This window comes from Alishewanella sp. HL-SH05, assembly GCF_052655985.1.
The window spans coordinates 3,640,632-3,655,231 of the sequence record NZ_CP199753.1 but is presented as its reverse complement, the minus strand read 5'-3'; the positions used below and the strand labels follow the sequence as shown (position 1 = coordinate 3,655,231).

12 protein-coding genes are annotated in these 14,600 nt (G+C 45.2%); 4 read left to right on the top strand and 8 right to left on the bottom strand.

Going from position 1 to position 14,600, the window contains the following annotated elements:
- Window positions 1-55: 55 nt before the first annotated feature.
- A complete protein-coding gene (gene lpdA, locus ACUJFL_RS16700; protein ID WP_226751961.1) occupies window positions 56-1,468 on the top strand; it encodes a dihydrolipoyl dehydrogenase in 1,413 nt (470 codons plus the stop codon).
- 55 nt (window positions 1,469-1,523) lie between these two features.
- Here lpdA and ACUJFL_RS16695 read toward each other — a convergent pair whose 3' ends face one another.
- The 7 genes from ACUJFL_RS16695 to ACUJFL_RS16665 all read right to left on the bottom strand — a co-directional run bounded on the left by ACUJFL_RS16695 (window position 1,524) and on the right by ACUJFL_RS16665 (window position 8,208).
- The gene (locus ACUJFL_RS16695) at window positions 1,524-2,261 is read right to left on the bottom strand and encodes a PEP-CTERM sorting domain-containing protein (protein ID WP_445425556.1); all 738 of its coding nucleotides are present in this window, start codon (window positions 2,259-2,261) and stop codon (window positions 1,524-1,526) included.
- A gap of 254 nt (window positions 2,262-2,515) precedes the next feature.
- Window positions 2,516-4,066 carry a cation:proton antiporter domain-containing protein gene (locus ACUJFL_RS16690; RefSeq protein WP_445425555.1) on the bottom strand — a complete coding sequence of 517 codons (1,551 nt, stop codon included), beginning with the start codon at window positions 4,064-4,066 and terminating at the stop codon, window positions 2,516-2,518.
- A gap of 128 nt (window positions 4,067-4,194) precedes the next feature.
- Window positions 4,195-5,367 (bottom strand): GGDEF domain-containing protein, encoded by a 1,173-nt coding sequence (locus ACUJFL_RS16685; RefSeq protein WP_445428065.1) that lies wholly within the window; start codon window positions 5,365-5,367, stop codon window positions 4,195-4,197.
- 219 nt (window positions 5,368-5,586) lie between these two features.
- Complete coding sequence (locus ACUJFL_RS16680) at window positions 5,587-6,177, bottom strand: carboxymuconolactone decarboxylase family protein (protein ID WP_226751964.1); 591 nt, start codon at window positions 6,175-6,177, stop codon at window positions 5,587-5,589.
- 85 nt (window positions 6,178-6,262) lie between these two features.
- Window positions 6,263-6,976, bottom strand: a complete 714-nt coding sequence (locus tag ACUJFL_RS16675) for a PepSY domain-containing protein (protein WP_445428064.1) — start codon at window positions 6,974-6,976, stop codon at window positions 6,263-6,265.
- A 167-nt stretch (window positions 6,977-7,143) separates the two neighbouring features.
- A complete protein-coding gene (locus ACUJFL_RS16670; protein ID WP_445428063.1) occupies window positions 7,144-7,830 on the bottom strand; it encodes a cupin domain-containing protein in 687 nt (228 codons plus the stop codon).
- A 6-nt stretch (window positions 7,831-7,836) separates the two neighbouring features.
- A complete protein-coding gene (locus ACUJFL_RS16665; RefSeq protein ID WP_226751967.1) occupies window positions 7,837-8,208 on the bottom strand; it encodes a VOC family protein in 372 nt (123 codons plus the stop codon).
- A 228-nt stretch (window positions 8,209-8,436) separates the two neighbouring features.
- On the opposite strand from ACUJFL_RS16665, the gene ACUJFL_RS16660 reads away from it, so the two are divergent.
- The 3 genes from ACUJFL_RS16660 to ACUJFL_RS16650 all read left to right on the top strand — a co-directional run bounded on the left by ACUJFL_RS16660 (window position 8,437) and on the right by ACUJFL_RS16650 (window position 11,728).
- Complete coding sequence (locus tag ACUJFL_RS16660) at window positions 8,437-9,327, top strand: hypothetical protein (RefSeq protein WP_445428062.1); 891 nt, start codon at window positions 8,437-8,439, stop codon at window positions 9,325-9,327.
- 119 nt (window positions 9,328-9,446) lie between these two features.
- Entirely contained in the window at window positions 9,447-10,433 is a 987-nt protein-coding gene (locus tag ACUJFL_RS16655; RefSeq protein ID WP_445428061.1) for an alpha/beta hydrolase, read from the top strand.
- Window positions 10,434-10,528: 95 nt separating this feature from the next.
- Complete coding sequence (locus tag ACUJFL_RS16650) at window positions 10,529-11,728, top strand: anhydro-N-acetylmuramic acid kinase (protein WP_445428060.1); 1,200 nt, start codon at window positions 10,529-10,531, stop codon at window positions 11,726-11,728.
- Window positions 11,729-11,794: 66 nt separating this feature from the next.
- Here ACUJFL_RS16650 and ACUJFL_RS16645 read toward each other — a convergent pair whose 3' ends face one another.
- Window positions 11,795-14,569 carry a tetratricopeptide repeat protein gene (locus tag ACUJFL_RS16645; protein ID WP_445428059.1) on the bottom strand — a complete coding sequence of 925 codons (2,775 nt, stop codon included), beginning with the start codon at window positions 14,567-14,569 and terminating at the stop codon, window positions 11,795-11,797.
- Window positions 14,570-14,600 lie beyond the last annotated feature (31 nt).

Here is a 14,600-nt window from a genome sequence, read left to right as displayed (position 1 = left end):
GCCGTGCCCTACACCGCGCTGTCAGAAAACCGACCCGATGATAAAAGGTAAAATGATGAGCAACGAAATTAAAACCCAAGTGGTAGTGCTGGGCGCTGGCCCTGGCGGTTACTCTGCGGCCTTCCGTGCGGCAGATTTAGGCTTAGAAGTGACGTTAGTTGAAGCACGCAGCACCTTAGGTGGCGTGTGTTTAAATGTTGGCTGTATTCCGTCTAAAGCGCTGTTACACGTTGCAAAAGTAATTGATGATGCACGTGATATGGCATCTCATGGTGTGACCTTTGGGGCACCAGAAATCGATTTAGATAAAATCCGTGCGTGGAAAGACAAAGTGATTGGTCAATTGACCAATGGCTTAGGTGGCATGGCAAAAATGCGTAAAGTAAAAGTAGTGAACGGCTACGGTAAGTTCACGGGCGCAAATACCTTACAAGTTGGCGACACCACCATTACGTTTGAACAGGCGATTATTGCTGCCGGCTCAGAGCCAGTGGCATTACCCTTTATTCCAAAAAATGACGACCGTGTGATCGACTCTACTGGCGCACTGGAATTAAAAGATATTCCTGGTGAAATGCTGGTATTAGGTGGCGGTATCATCGGTTTAGAAATGGGTACTGTTTACCGTGCGCTAGGTTCTAAAGTGTCTGTGGTTGAGTTTGCTGATCAGTTAGTGCCTGCAGCAGATGCCGATATCGTTAAAGCGTACACCAAGTACAACAGCAAAAACTTCAATATCATGTTGTCGACCAAGGTGACTGCGGTTGAAGCCAAAGATGATGGCTTGTATGTCACGTTCGAAGGTAAAAACGCACCGAAAGACCCAGTGCGTTACGACAAAATCTTAGTCGCGGTAGGTCGTAAGCCTAACGGTAATTTAGTTGATGCGGCAAAAGCCGGTGTTAATGTTGACGAGCGTGGCTTTATTAATGTTGATAAGCAACTGCGTACTAACGTTGGCCATATTTATGCTATCGGTGATGTCATTGGTCAGCCGATGCTAGCGCACAAAGCGGTACATGAAGGTCACGTAGCGGCTGAAGTCATTTCTGGTTTAAAACACTTCTTTGATCCACGCTGCATCCCATCAGTAGCCTACACCGACCCAGAAATGGCCTGGACAGGTGTCACTGAGAAAGAAGCGAAAGAGCAAGGCTTAAAAGTAGAAACGGCGACCTTCCCTTGGGCCGCTTCTGGCCGGGCGATTGCCTCAGCACGCACTGAAGGCTTCACTAAGCTGATTTTCGACAAAGAAACCCACCGTATCCTCGGTGGCGCTATTGTCGGTATCAATGCTGGTGAAATGTTAGGTGAGATTTGTTTAGCGGTAGAAATGGGTGCTGATGCCGAAGATATCGCATTAACCATTCATGCTCACCCAACGTTGAATGAGTCTATTGGTTTAGCGGCAGAGATCTACGAAGGTTCAATCACCGACTTACCCAACCCGAAAGCGAAGAAGAAGTAATTGTTTCTTCACTAAAAAAGGCGCCGTTCGGCGCCTTTTTTGTGTCTCGCTAAAACTAATTACGACGACGTAATCTTAATAACAGCAAACCGCCGGCTAATAACAGCGCTGTGGCAGGCGCTGGTACGGCAACATTAGGAGTGCCGACAACCACTCTTATGGCTGATCTCGCAACTTCACTTACATTATCAGACGCTCTGAGTGCAAATGTATATTCACCTGAAGCATCAGGATTAAAAGGACTTGAAGGCGCAACGTTAAAAGTCGGCGCACTTAAAGACAAATAATTAAATAGTAAGTTTTGTGATTGCTCTAGCTTGGTTGAACCTTGAAGGAAACCGAACCACGTATTTAAATTTATACTGCCATGGGTAGACTCATCATTTCCCACTGCTGGATTAAAATCGTACAAAAGTTCAAAATTATATTCATCTAAAACAGCAATATTTTCCAGATTTACATAAAAGTTAAAATTCCAAGTCGCGCCTGCGAATGATGAACTTGGTGGTGTGTTTTGACCGGGAGATGCGAAAAAAGTACCAGCACCATCATTACCTTCAGATAAATTTTCATAGCGGCCATGAGAAGATAAACCTAAAGTAAAGCCCCTAAAGTTAGTGATGGCTACAAAATCACCTGGGATGCCATCTCCACCAAATTCGGTATCCAGATAACCAAAACTGTCAAAAGTGGGAATGATAGGCGCTGCATACGAAGTTGTACTAACGGCACCGAACAAAGTCATAGCGGTTAGTGCTAGGCTAAATTTTTTAGTAATTGATTTAAAATTCAAAGTACATCTCCTTAACATGGATATGCTTATAAACTGGTTGCATAGTGCAATAGTACTAATCAGCAATAATTATGCCTTTATTTTTTTAATTTAAAAAACAATAGCTTAAAATTTTTTATGTTGGGTGTTGCCGGCAAAGTGTAAATAAACCTGACGAAATCCACACTAACGTCACTTTCCAATCAATATTTTCGTCTTGGTATTCGGCTAAAAATTAACCAGACCGAATTCAGCAGCTCTGGTTAATCGAAGTGTTAGTTGTTTACCGCAAAACAATGCTGCTTCACGTGTTCTGCAATGCCTACACCGGCTTCAGACATGGTTAAGTAGGTTTGATCGGCACCCGCGCTGATAATGTCTTTCGCTTCATCATCATGCATGCTGTGCGAAACGATAAAACCGCTAAAGCCAAAATCACGGAGTTTTTTTGCTGCGATAGATTTGGCCTCAACATCGTTCATGCTGAGGATCACTGCTTTGACTTGGCCAAAATCTAACCCCTGCCAGAACACTTGGTCTTCAGCATCAGCATAAAAAATATGGATGCCTTTTTCCTGATGTGCCGCTACTTTGGCGGGATCGGAATCCATGGCAATAATTTTGTGTGAATTAATTAAATAGCTATAGGCCGAGGTGCCAGTACGGCCCATGCCCATAATCAGTACCTCTGCATCGCCAAGCGACACCGGTTGCTCATCGGGGTGGTGGCTGTTACGTTCAAATTTAAGTAATCGATGACATAGTTTGTCATACAACGGGTGCGCAATACGATTCAGTGGTGCAGAGACGACAAACGATAAGGCGACTGTCAATGCTAATGGAATTAACCATTCAGGTAACACTACGCTGGCGACAATTAGGCCAAATTCACTGTAGTTAGTTAGGCTGATACTGGTTAAAAAAGCACTGCGCGCTCTTAGTTTAAACATCACTAGCAGTAAGAAGAACAGAATAGCTTTCAGCGGTAACAGTAAGGTCATAACCCCGGCAAATAACCAAGCATTTGCGTCCGGTAAGCCATCAATGCCAATTTGTAAAAAGAAGCCAACAAGGAAAAATTCTTTAATACTCCACAGTGACTTTGACAACTCGCCGGCGCGCGGATGCTTGGCTAACATAGCACCAAATACCAGCGCACCAAGTTCAGAGCTTAATCCAACCAATTCAAAGCCTTGCCCACCAATCACTAAAGCTAAAAGTAAGCCAAACAAAATCAGTAAGTCTTCATGGCCACTGGCGTCTAGCAGTTTATAGAATATTGGACGCAATAACGGTAAACCAAAGACTAACAGTGCCCAAGGTGAGGGTGTAGTGCCACTGGCTAAGCTCATCACTAACAGGGCCAGTAAGTCTTGCACAATTAAGATACCAATAGCCACGCGACCATGAAAAGCACGTAGTTCACGTTTACTTTCTAACACTTTAGCGGCGAGTACGGTACTCGAAAAGGCTAAAGCGACTGCCAGCATCAGCGCCTGATACCAGGTCACGTCAAAGATAAACAGCGTTGCTGGCAGGATGAGTACAATAGATAACGCAAAGTGTAAGGTGCTGCCACCGAGTACTTCAGGTTTGCTTAAACTGCGGACATTAAGCTTTAAACCCACTGTAAATAACAGCAGTAATACGCCCAGATGGGCAATATGATGAATAATTGAAGGGCCTTCTGGCGGCATACTGATATTGGTAGCCGTAGCGGAGATAGCGAAACCTGCGATTAAGTACCCTATTAAAGGAGGCAAACCAATAGCCCGAACTACAAGGCCAAGCGAAAAAGCAAATCCTATCCAAATTGCCTCAAGCATGCTTATTCCTGTTTTATTACTGCGGTTAACATTAAGAATATCTTAAATTATTCAAAGATTAAAATGATTAGCCCGCAGATTAGACTTTTGTCGGGCAGTTGCTAACGTCAACACGGTGAATCTCAACATTATAGGTCTTGAGTAACAAGATGTTGATAGTGTTGGGTTTGGTTACGGCCTTGCTTTTTCGCTTGATACAGCGCGTTATCTGCTTGGGTGATGAGATGTTGCCAGTCTGGCTTGCCATCAGTATAAGTGCTAACACCAACACTCACAGTGGCTTTGGCTTGCGGGCAGTCAATGGCGCAGCTTTGCTCCACTTGTATTCTGATGCGCTCAGCAATGTGCAGCGCGGCCTGACTATCGGTATTTGGTAAACAGATTAAAAACTCTTCGCCGCCATAGCGAAAAATGGAGTCATAACCACGCAGTTCCGATTGTGCGACATAAGCGATATGTGCAATCACCCTATCACCGGCAACATGGCCATAGAGATCATTGACCTGTTTAAAATGATCAATGTCTAACATAACGAGACTACAACATTGCTTCAGACGTTGGCTACGTTGTAGTTCGGTTTGTAATTTTTCGTTCAGCAGCCAACGGTTAAACACACCAGTCAAGGCATCACGATCAGCAATGTGCTGCAAAGCGATATGCTGCTGTCGATAGACTAAATACAGGCAACTACCAAAGGTTAGCAGGCTAAAAGCGGTGATAGCAAAATAGCCAAGCCCAATCATTATTTGGCTGGAATGTTGCGTAAATATGCCTGATAAATCGAGTGAAAACAGAATGTAACGGCTGCAAAGCTGAATAATATTAAAAAGAAAAGCCATACTAAAACAGATATATACAGCGCGCAGCTCACGGTTTTTCTGGCGAATTAATAATCGCAGCGCCATAACGTTTAACACAATACTAATGGGCAAATTGAGCAATAAACGATTGGCCGAAGAGGCTTGTGCCAATTCGGTTAGGTTGATGGCATAGGTTAAAATGACAATAGCGAGTAACCAGCCAACCTTAAATTTGCATTGTGTTTGTTCGTAAAGCCCGGCCAACAAAAATAAATAGATACCCATGTAACAGGTGTTGGGTATAGCCGGGTTGAGCCAATAGGGGAGATCAAAACCGGAACGGCTGAAAATACCAATTGTTGAGTTTATCCATAAACAGCTGCTCGCAAAAAACCAATACAGTAAAAACAGCTGCTTATTTTGTTTGTATAACAGAATAAGCAGGAAGCTGGCGGCGATCCCTAAAAACAGATTGACGTAATTCAGGGTCAGGATGTCCATACTTGCTGCTCCTGCGGCTAATCCAACATTTAATGTAACACAGTATTGGGTAATGAGTATGGCAAACAATTCAGACGGTAGAAGCCATTAGGGTAAGTTGCAGTGGCGATGATTCAACAATCATCGCTATGGGTTATCAGCTTTATCTTTGTTAGGAAAGTTCGTTACGGCAGCAGCATAACGTCGAGCCTGGCGTTAATTGCTGCTGTCACTGTTCGATTATTGATGTTTGCCTACTGTCCAATTATCGCAGGCGAGTAAGGCTGTAGCAGAGGTAATCGCGCCTTCTTCTAGAGTTGTTGCCATGGAGTCATTCCAGCGATTGAGATAACCAAACAATGCAATAACGCCCATCATTTCCACAATTTCGCCGTCATCCCAATGTTTTTTCATTTCAGTTTGGATAGCCTCATCAACCGCGTTAGGCACTTGCGAGGCAGCGAGTGATAACTCAAGAGCGGCACGCTCAGCCGCTGAAAACGCCGGATGGCTGCGAAATGCCCAGATATTTTCAAGTTGTTCTTCAGCGGCACCATAGCGCTCTGCGGCACGAATGGTATGGGCCTGGCAATAACGACAACCGGTAGCGTTACTCGATACATAAGCAATTAAGCGCTTCAGGGCAGAAGTTACTCGGCCTTGATTCGCCATGACTGCCATATTTAATTGGATAAACGCTTTAGCAATGGCGGGGCGGTGGCTCATGGTCAGCACCGAGTTAGGGCAAAAACCCAGTGTTTCATTAAAAAACGCGGCTAACTCAGCAACGTCGGGGTTAGCATCGGCGGGTAGAGGAGGGATAAAAGCCATAGGGACAGTTCCTGTTGTTTTTAGAATATGCGCATTCGGCGATTGATCAAAAAGAGCCTATGCCAGTGGCGCATAGTTTATGCATTTACGGGCGTGGCAGCGCTTTACGTGGTCGAAATCGCTGCCACAGTAAGACAAAACCGGTCAAGCTAAAGAATAGTGCACTGCCAGAAAAGCCGATCAACAACGGAGTGTTAAAGTTACTGCGTTCTTGATAATCCATAATATGTAGCATCCAGAAAAAATCGAACAGGCGCCAACTGTCTGTACGAACACGACTAATAGCGCCCGAGGCGGGGTCGAGATAAAAACGGCTGTTGTCCTGATCATCAAACCTCACCAACCAAAGCGGGGCATGTAGTTGTTGCACTTCTTGGGGCAGCGTTAACAGTAATTCTGCACTTTGCAACTGACCCGTACCTTGATACTGCGCAAGCGCAACCTGACGGATCTGTGTTTCAGTTAATGGCGGCAATAGTGCACCGTTGATCGCGCTATAGCGGAAAAGCTGATCTTGCTCGGCGACAACATAAACGGGGAGTACCGTTAGCTTTTGCTGTTGCAGGCTAAGATGCTGGCTTAAGCTCAGGTTAGCCGCGTTACTATGCTGCTGTAATAGTTCTGCAGGGCTTACTTGGGCGTGATGCCAATCGGCGCTTATGTTTAGCCGTAAATGCTCACCACGTACTTGCTCGATGGGTAGGATAGCCATCACTAAACCACTTAAAAACCATAGCGTTATTTGCACCGCTAGCAATAAGCCAAGCCAATTATGCAGCTTACGACAAAAAATAAGCATAGTGTTAACACTGAAGAAATGATGACTTATAACAGCAGATATAACCCCGTGCTGTAAAGTCCTATCTTGAATTGACTGCTCTTACCTGTCTCCGAGTGTGGTCATACCTGTACCGGAGTGCGGTTGGACCAGTGTGGTGGGCAGGAAGAGCAGTTTAGGGGGCTGGGTTATTCGATAAAACGATCACCTAGCAAGTTGGCGCCGAGATGGCCGGTTTTAACGTAAATTAGCGCGCCCTCTTCACGCGTGAAAGGGCTGTGGGTACTGTAGCGTGGATTGCGTAGCCAGCTACCGGCAGGGTATTCGCCGTGTTCATCACAGAATAAGCCTTCTAACACCAAAATTTCCTCACCACCCGGATGGGTATGCGGATTAAATTGTGTGTTAGGGGCCCAGCGTACTAAAGCGGTGTTAATGCCATCATGTTCATGCAGAGGCAATACAGATAAACCGGGAACCATGCCTTGATACCAGCTGGCTGAGGTAGTTTGCTTAACAAGTTGTGTGGTATCGTCGGCGGCAAATTGCCAAAGTTTTACCAGTAAAGTGCAGCCCTCGCGCGAAAAGGGTTGATGGGATGAACCGGGTGGGTTGCGAAGATAAGTCCCCGCAGGATAGTCGCCGTGCTCGTCGCTAAAGATCCCTTCCAGCACAAAGATTTCTTCGCCACCATCATGCCGATGGCTAGTGTAACCTGCGCCAGCAGCATAACGCACAATGCTGGTTGCTCTGGCCACTTCAGCACCGGCGCGATCCAACATCATACGGCTTACGCCAGCGAGCGGCGAAGCGACAAAACGATAATCGCTTGGTCGCACCACCACCCGTTGGCTAAAGTCATTATTCACTTGCATCAGGTATTACCCGAAATGACAGAAACACAGTTTATTACCATCAGTATCACGCACATAAGCACCGTAGAACTTGCCTGGGATGCGTTGGCCCGGTGCACCGTCACAGTGGGCGCCTAAGCTAATGGCTTTCTGATACAGTGCATCGACTTGCTCTTTTGAGCCCGGCGAAAAAGACACCATATTGCCATTACCCGGGTTTGGTGCTTCTTTATTAAATGGCACGCAAACACTTAGCATCGGTTGTGCCATGCTTTTGCCGAAAAAAACGATGCGCTCCATATCCATCAAGGGTTTAGCGCCTAGCTCGCCAAGTAACTCGCCATAAAATGCTTTGGCTGCACTCAAATCACTAACGCCTAAAGTAATGTAACTGATCATGTATAGCTCCAAATTTTCGTTAATGGGAAATCACTAAGCATCTTACGTTAAACTCTCTAAAATAGTGCACAGCTTATTTAATTAAATGCTTGCTAATGTATCTAAGACTTATCTCAACTCGCTAAGTGTAGACGATGGCCATAATATTGTGCTGAGGTCGCTATAGCTGTAAGGCAGATCAGGCTATAGTGAGCAGTATTCGCCAAGGCGACTTGATAAGGACACCCTATGCGTTTTTGGACTTCTTTAAGCCGGCTGCAACAACGGCTTGCTGCCTTGTTTTTGCTGATCGCTCTTGCGGCTTTGCTCTACACTGGCAGTTTACAGCAGCAGTTAGTCAATCCAGTATTGGCGCCACTTGATCAACAAGCGCAGCAATTATTAAAACGAAGCCTGTTATTAAGCAGTGCTTCTTTTGCCACCGCGCGTTTAATCGACCGCGGAATTGCGTTTGTATCAGAAGCGCAATTTAGTGTGGGTGTGGCCAGTATTAAACCCGGACAAATGCTAAAACCGCTGCAGGATATGGCAGTACGTTATTCCGATTTAATGGTGTTGGCGATGACGTCGATTGGCTTGCAGTTATTTTTATTAGAGTTTGGCAAGCTCGCAGCGTTACCGTTATTTGGTAGTGGTGTTTTACTCAGTGCTGTTGTGCGTTTGTTTGGGCCGAGCAGCTGGCGCGAGGCAGCAACCTATTTATTCAGGATCTTTTTAGCTTTGTTATTGTTGGTCCGTCTCGGCGTGCCGATGGCCGCCGTGGGGGTAGCAAAGTTATCAGATTGGGTTATTGAACCACAACGTCAAGTTGTTGAGCTAGCGCTCACCACTGAAACCGCACCTTTGCAGCAAGTGGAGCAACCGCTAGGCGCACCCGATAGCGGTGCTTTGGCCTGGTTAAAACAATTAGCCGCCAATGCGAATGACCTATTTAATGCGGTGAAAAACTTCTCCGATGGTATGGTTGAAAAACTCATTCAACTGATCGTGTTATACAGTTTGCAAACCCTTATTTTTCCGCTGTTATCGTTATATTTATTGTGGCAGGCGGGCCGCTGGTTTGTTAGGCGTCCGCTACCGGCTTTTCGCCAAGCACTAGCGGCGCAACCACAAACTTAGAGGTATCATGCTATATCGACCACGTGCCTAATGCGCATCGTGGGCTGCTTTGCATTTTTTAGGCGGTATCGGTTAATCTAAATGCATCTTACGTACGGATATACTGCAAAGGAGTTTGCATGTTAAAAGCGCATATCACAGCTTACGCCAAAATGGCTTTGCTATTACTTGGGCTTAGTAGTTTAGTCGGTTGTGCGCAGGTATTAGCTCAGCGTATTCATCAAAGCAAAAGTTACGCTGCCCCAGCCATTAAACCTGAAGTTATGCAGCGGTTAAATCCTAAGTTGCAACAGATCTGCGTTGGCAGTGAGCTTTGTATGCGTTATTGGCAAATACAGCCTGCGGCTGAACCTGCCGAGCGGTTAAAGTTCAGTATGAATGCCGAAGTTAATGCGGCGAAAAGTGTTTTAGCATTAGAGATTAATCGAGCCGACCTCATACCGCGTCAAGGTACCGTGTTATTGTTACATGGTTATCGTGGCAGTAAGGAATGGTTAGCATTAAGTGCGTTATATTTTCAGTATTTAGGCTTTGAAGTCTTGGTACCGGATCTGCTGGGGCATGGCGAAAGTGATGGTGATGTTGCCTTTGGCATAGCCGATGCTAAATTTTTACAACAGCTGACAGCAAAGCGCAGAAGTGATGGCCCATTACTTATTGTAGCGAACTCGATGGGCGCACTCAGTGCCGCTCATTTATTGGCAAGCAAACAAGAGGTTGCCGGCGTCATGCTACAAGCGCCGATGCAGTCTTTTGATATGGCTTTGCAAGGTTATGTTGCCATGAGTGAGCGTTGGTATCGCAAGGTTTTCTCAGAGCAGCAGCTCGTTGAGGCTGCTGAACTCGCCTTGGCTAAAGCCGGAGTTAGCGTGGCGCAAACCGATTTGCAACATTATAAAGCCCATTTCACCATGCCAACATTGATCTTAACGGCAGATAACGATTTAATTGCCCCTTATCAATTTTATGCTGGCTGGCAAGAGCCGCAGTTTTATGTAAAGCGAGTTGCGGATCGTCACCATGCTATGATGAGTGTGATTAGCCAGCAAGAACACGAATGGGTGCAACAATGGTTAGCGTTAATTCCTGCTACACAATTGCGTTAAACCAAAGGCTAGCGTTTGTGCTCAATCTTTTTCGTAAGCTTCGCACCCTAGCCTTTCAGAGCGCTTATATTTAGCAGATCTATAGCAGGTAAAGTATGCACAACCATATCAAAAAACTCTATCAGAGCGCGGCGAAAACAGAGCGGCGCATTATTGGTTTAATGAGTGGCACGTCATTAGATGGTTTAGATCTAGCGTTATGCCGTGTCAGTGGTGCAGGGCTTCAAACGAAATTAGTGTTAGAACAGCATACCACTCTGAATTATCAAGACGATTACCGTGAGCGAGTACGCGCGGTTTTTTCAAAACGAGATGTTGACCTGCAACATGTGACCTTACTCAACGCCTGGATCGGCCAACAACATGGTGAGATGGTAAAGCAGTGCTTGGCGCAGTGGCAATTAACGCCGCTTGATATTGATTTGATTGCCAGCCATGGCCAAACCATTTTTCATTGTCCTAAGCGGCAACATCAGGATCCACGTTGGGGCAATGGCACCTTACAAATTGGTGATGCTGATCATCTTGCGGTAACAACCGGCATTACTACCGTCAGTGATTTTCGGCAAAAGCACATTGCGGCTGGCGCAGAAGGTGCGCCTTTAGCGGTATATGGTGATTACTTACTGTTTAGCTCGGCTGCGGAAAACCGCATTATGCTCAATATCGGGGGTATCGCTAATTTAACCTGGTTACCCGCCAATTTACGGGCAACAGAAGTTTTTAGCAGTGACATCGGCCCAGGTAATACGCTGATGGATGCTTATATCCGGCAGCAACAGCCCTCGGTGCAATATGACGAAGGTGCGCATTTAGCTTATCAAGGGAAGGTGTCTGAACCCTTATTAAACGCGTTGCAACAAGCGCCATTCTTTGCTGCGGCTATGCCAAAAACCACCGGCCCTGAGTTATTTAATCTGGGTTACTTACACCAAGCTCAACAACAAAGTCACACCCTAAATTTAGCGGCTGCCGATGTCATGGCAACGTTAAATCGTTTCAGTGCCGACAGTATTATTAATGCGATCCGACATGCTATTCTGCCGAATAATTGTGTCATTTATGCCAGTGGCGGAGGCATTCATAACCCATTATTAATGCAACATTTAGCAGACGGTTTACCCGGTTTTCGTTTTGCGACCACCGCCGCGTTAACGATTCATCCTGATGCGAAAGAAGCCGTGTTATTTGCTTTATTAGCCAACGAATGTATCGCCGGAGGCGAGCAGCCCTTTGCCGACGCGGCAACCGGCTTTCCCAGTATTAGTATGGGCAAAATCAGTTTTGCCGATTAATAGCAAAACGGCAGCTGATGCTGTCGTTTTAGTGTTATGCGAGTGATATGGCTTAACTCAGGCTGGTTATTGCGTTAAACGCGCTAATAATGCAGCAACTCTCTCTCGTGTCGCGTCGTCAGTGGCATTTTGTCTTACCGCATCTATATAAGGTTTTGCCTCTGTAGCGCGCTGTAAACTTACTAGCGTTTCTGCGAGTAATAAATTGATTTCATTATTGCTACTTTGTTGCGCATAAGCTTGATACAAGATCGCCAACGCTTGATCTGCTTGCTGGTTTTGCAGCAAAGCTTTGGCATAGGTCGTTAAGATTAGCGGTTCATTGCGTCTTAACTGGTTTGCTTTTGCGGCATGTTGTAATGCTAATGCGGGATCGGAAGTAAATAAAGCATTTGCCAGATTATTTTGTAAAAACGCATCGTCAGTGAAAGAGCCTGCCGCTAAGAGTTGCTGATAGAGCGTGCTAGCCTCAGGCCATTGTTGATGATTTATATGATGCTCGGCTAAGAGTCGCTTGACCCAAAAATCGTTGGGTTGCAACTGCAAGTGTTGTTGCGCCAGAGTGGTAAAGCGCTCATTGAATGTGGCTTGCCGGGATAACTCGTATGCCATACCCCATGCACGTTGAAAGCGCGGGTTTTGCTCAATACTTTTAGAGTAATTTTTAAAGGCTAATTCTGGGTTTTGCTGTTGCTCAGCTAACATACCCGCTAACAGATAATAATCGGCGGAGCGCACTTGGCGTTGTGCTAGCTGTTGCAGGCGCTGTTCAGCTTGTTTTAACTGAGTAGTATCAAGTTGCAGGTTAATCAGCTCATAGTCATAAATGAGGTTGTCTGGCGCCAGTTTAATGGCCGTAGCAAAACTATTACTAGCATCTGCGTAGCGTTCAAGACGTTTTTGTAATAGGCCGAGTTTATAATAGTGGTTATCGTTCAAGTCAGCTAATTGAGCAAATTGGCTAACTTTTTCTTGCGCTTCGGTTATTTGGTTTAACGTAATCAGTGTATTGGCTTCAAGCAATAATAAATCTTTAGCCATAAACTCTCGCCTCAAGGAGCGTTGGATCAGGCCTAATGCTTCTTTTTGTTTGTTAACCGAAAAATAATGTGCCAATAACAGATTCAGACTGGGGCGGTGATGCTGCCGATTGACGATTTTTACTAAACGCTCAACAGCCTGTTCGCTGTTATTGGTTTGCAGTTCTACTTGCGCTTGCAATACTTGCAAGGTGTCGTTTTGTGGTTGCAGTTCAATTAACTGCTTAAGCAGCTTGGCTGCAGCAACAAAATCTCTTTGTAATATCAGTAAATTTGCTTGGGTTAATTGCCCAGGGAAAAAATCCGGTTTTGCTTGCAGTAGTTGCGTGAGTTGTTTGTCGGCTTCGGTTAAATCGCCCGAACTGACTAAGATACCGGCATAAATGTTGCGATAGGTTGGATCTTCGGGTTGCAGTGCCAACAGTTGTTGAGCGAAGTCTCGTGCGCGCGGAAAATCGTTCAAATCTTTCGCTAATAGAGTCTTACTTAACAATACTGATGGCTCGGCAGTAAAAGGACTATCGTTTAAATAAGCTAATGCAGCAGCAGGGCCGAGTGTTTGTCGCTTAAGCTCTGCATCTAAAGCGGCCATTTCGGCATTGTCAGGGAAACGTGCCCGCATCTCAGTTAACATTTGTTGTGCAACATAAGGGCGTTGTTGTTTAATGGCCAACAGCGCATGTTGTAATTGCAGCGGCGCATAATCTTTAATATACGCTTTATTATCATCTAAAAATTTAACGGCTGTACCGACCAATTCGTTTCTAATGTAATAATTGGCAACGATATCTATGGCGTTTAAATCATTAGGTTTGAGTTGCAGATAATTGTTAAAATCTTCAATCGCTAAAAATTCATTATTATTTAAATAATGTAGCGTTGCGCGCAAGAACAGCTTATCGGGTTCGGCTTTAAAATACTCTGCTGGCATACCGATTAAATCGGCATGTAAGGTTTGTATGGATTCATTAACCGCTGTTTTATCCTGTAATGCCGTTACCATGGGCAAGGCAAAACGTAGATAAGCATCGTCTAATCCCATGCTAGACAGTTGCTCTAAGGCGTTTCTTGCATCACCTAGCTGCCCAGTTAAAAATTGCACCGTACTGATCGCTCTTAATAACAAAGGGTTGTTCGGGTCAAGCGCTAAACCTGTTTGATAATGAGCAATGGCCGCGGGGTAGCGCTTTTGAATAAACGCTAGATGGCCCAACTGAAGTAATGTTGCTGAATTGTTCGGCTCCAGTTGTAAGCTTTGTGCTAATAATTCGGCAGCGCGATCTTCAGCTTTTTCTGCCAGTGCTAACTCGGCTTGCGCATTTAATAAGTTAACATTTTGCGGAAAAAGTGTGGCAGCCGTTTTGAGGGTAGAACGGGCTTGCTCAAGATCGTTTGTTTGCAGGTCAAGTGAAGCGGAAACGAGTAGCCAATTAAATTTTTGCGGCTGCCGAAGCTCGCCATATTTTAGCATTTCTTGTAATTTGTTTTTTTGCCGTGACAATAAATACAAATAACTTAATTCATCACTGATTAAGTTAATGTCGGCACCGTCAGTCAGTGCGCCTTCAAAAACGTTTAACGCTTCTGCAAACAATTGCTGCTGCAGTAAAATTTGCCCATATAAAATTTGTGCCGCAAGGTTATCTGGCGTATCGCTGAGCACATTTCTAAGATAAATAATGGCTGTTTTATTATCGCCTTGTTTGTGTAATTGCAAGGCGTTGTCGTAAGTGTATTTGCTGCTGTCAGCATAGGTTGTTATTGAGACGCAGAGTAACAGCCCAAAGAGAAGACGATACAAGCTAAGATCCTTATTGCAATCAGCGAAAAAT

Bases quoted from the DNA above. Each gene is read 5' to 3' on its own strand.
- ACUJFL_RS16670 (WP_445428063.1), bottom strand. From the start codon at position 7,830: ATGCAAGTGAATAATGACTTTAGCCAACGGGTGGTGGTGCGACCAAGC.
- ACUJFL_RS16675 (WP_445428064.1), bottom strand. From the start codon at position 6,976: ATGCTTATTTTTTGTCGTAAGCTGCATAATTGGCTTGGCTTATTGCTA.
- ACUJFL_RS16655 (WP_445428061.1), top strand. From the start codon at position 9,447: ATGTTAAAAGCGCATATCACAGCTTACGCCAAAATGGCTTTGCTATTA.
- ACUJFL_RS16685 (WP_445428065.1), bottom strand. From the start codon at position 5,367: ATGGACATCCTGACCCTGAATTACGTCAATCTGTTTTTAGGGATCGCC.
- ACUJFL_RS16690 (WP_445425555.1), bottom strand. From the start codon at position 4,066: ATGCTTGAGGCAATTTGGATAGGATTTGCTTTTTCGCTTGGCCTTGTA.
- ACUJFL_RS16660 (WP_445428062.1), top strand. From the start codon at position 8,437: ATGCGTTTTTGGACTTCTTTAAGCCGGCTGCAACAACGGCTTGCTGCC.
- ACUJFL_RS16680 (WP_226751964.1), bottom strand. From the start codon at position 6,177: ATGGCTTTTATCCCTCCTCTACCCGCCGATGCTAACCCCGACGTTGCT.
- lpdA (WP_226751961.1), top strand. From the start codon at position 56: ATGAGCAACGAAATTAAAACCCAAGTGGTAGTGCTGGGCGCTGGCCCT.
- ACUJFL_RS16650 (WP_445428060.1), top strand. From the start codon at position 10,529: ATGCACAACCATATCAAAAAACTCTATCAGAGCGCGGCGAAAACAGAG.
- ACUJFL_RS16665 (WP_226751967.1), bottom strand. From the start codon at position 8,208: ATGATCAGTTACATTACTTTAGGCGTTAGTGATTTGAGTGCAGCCAAA.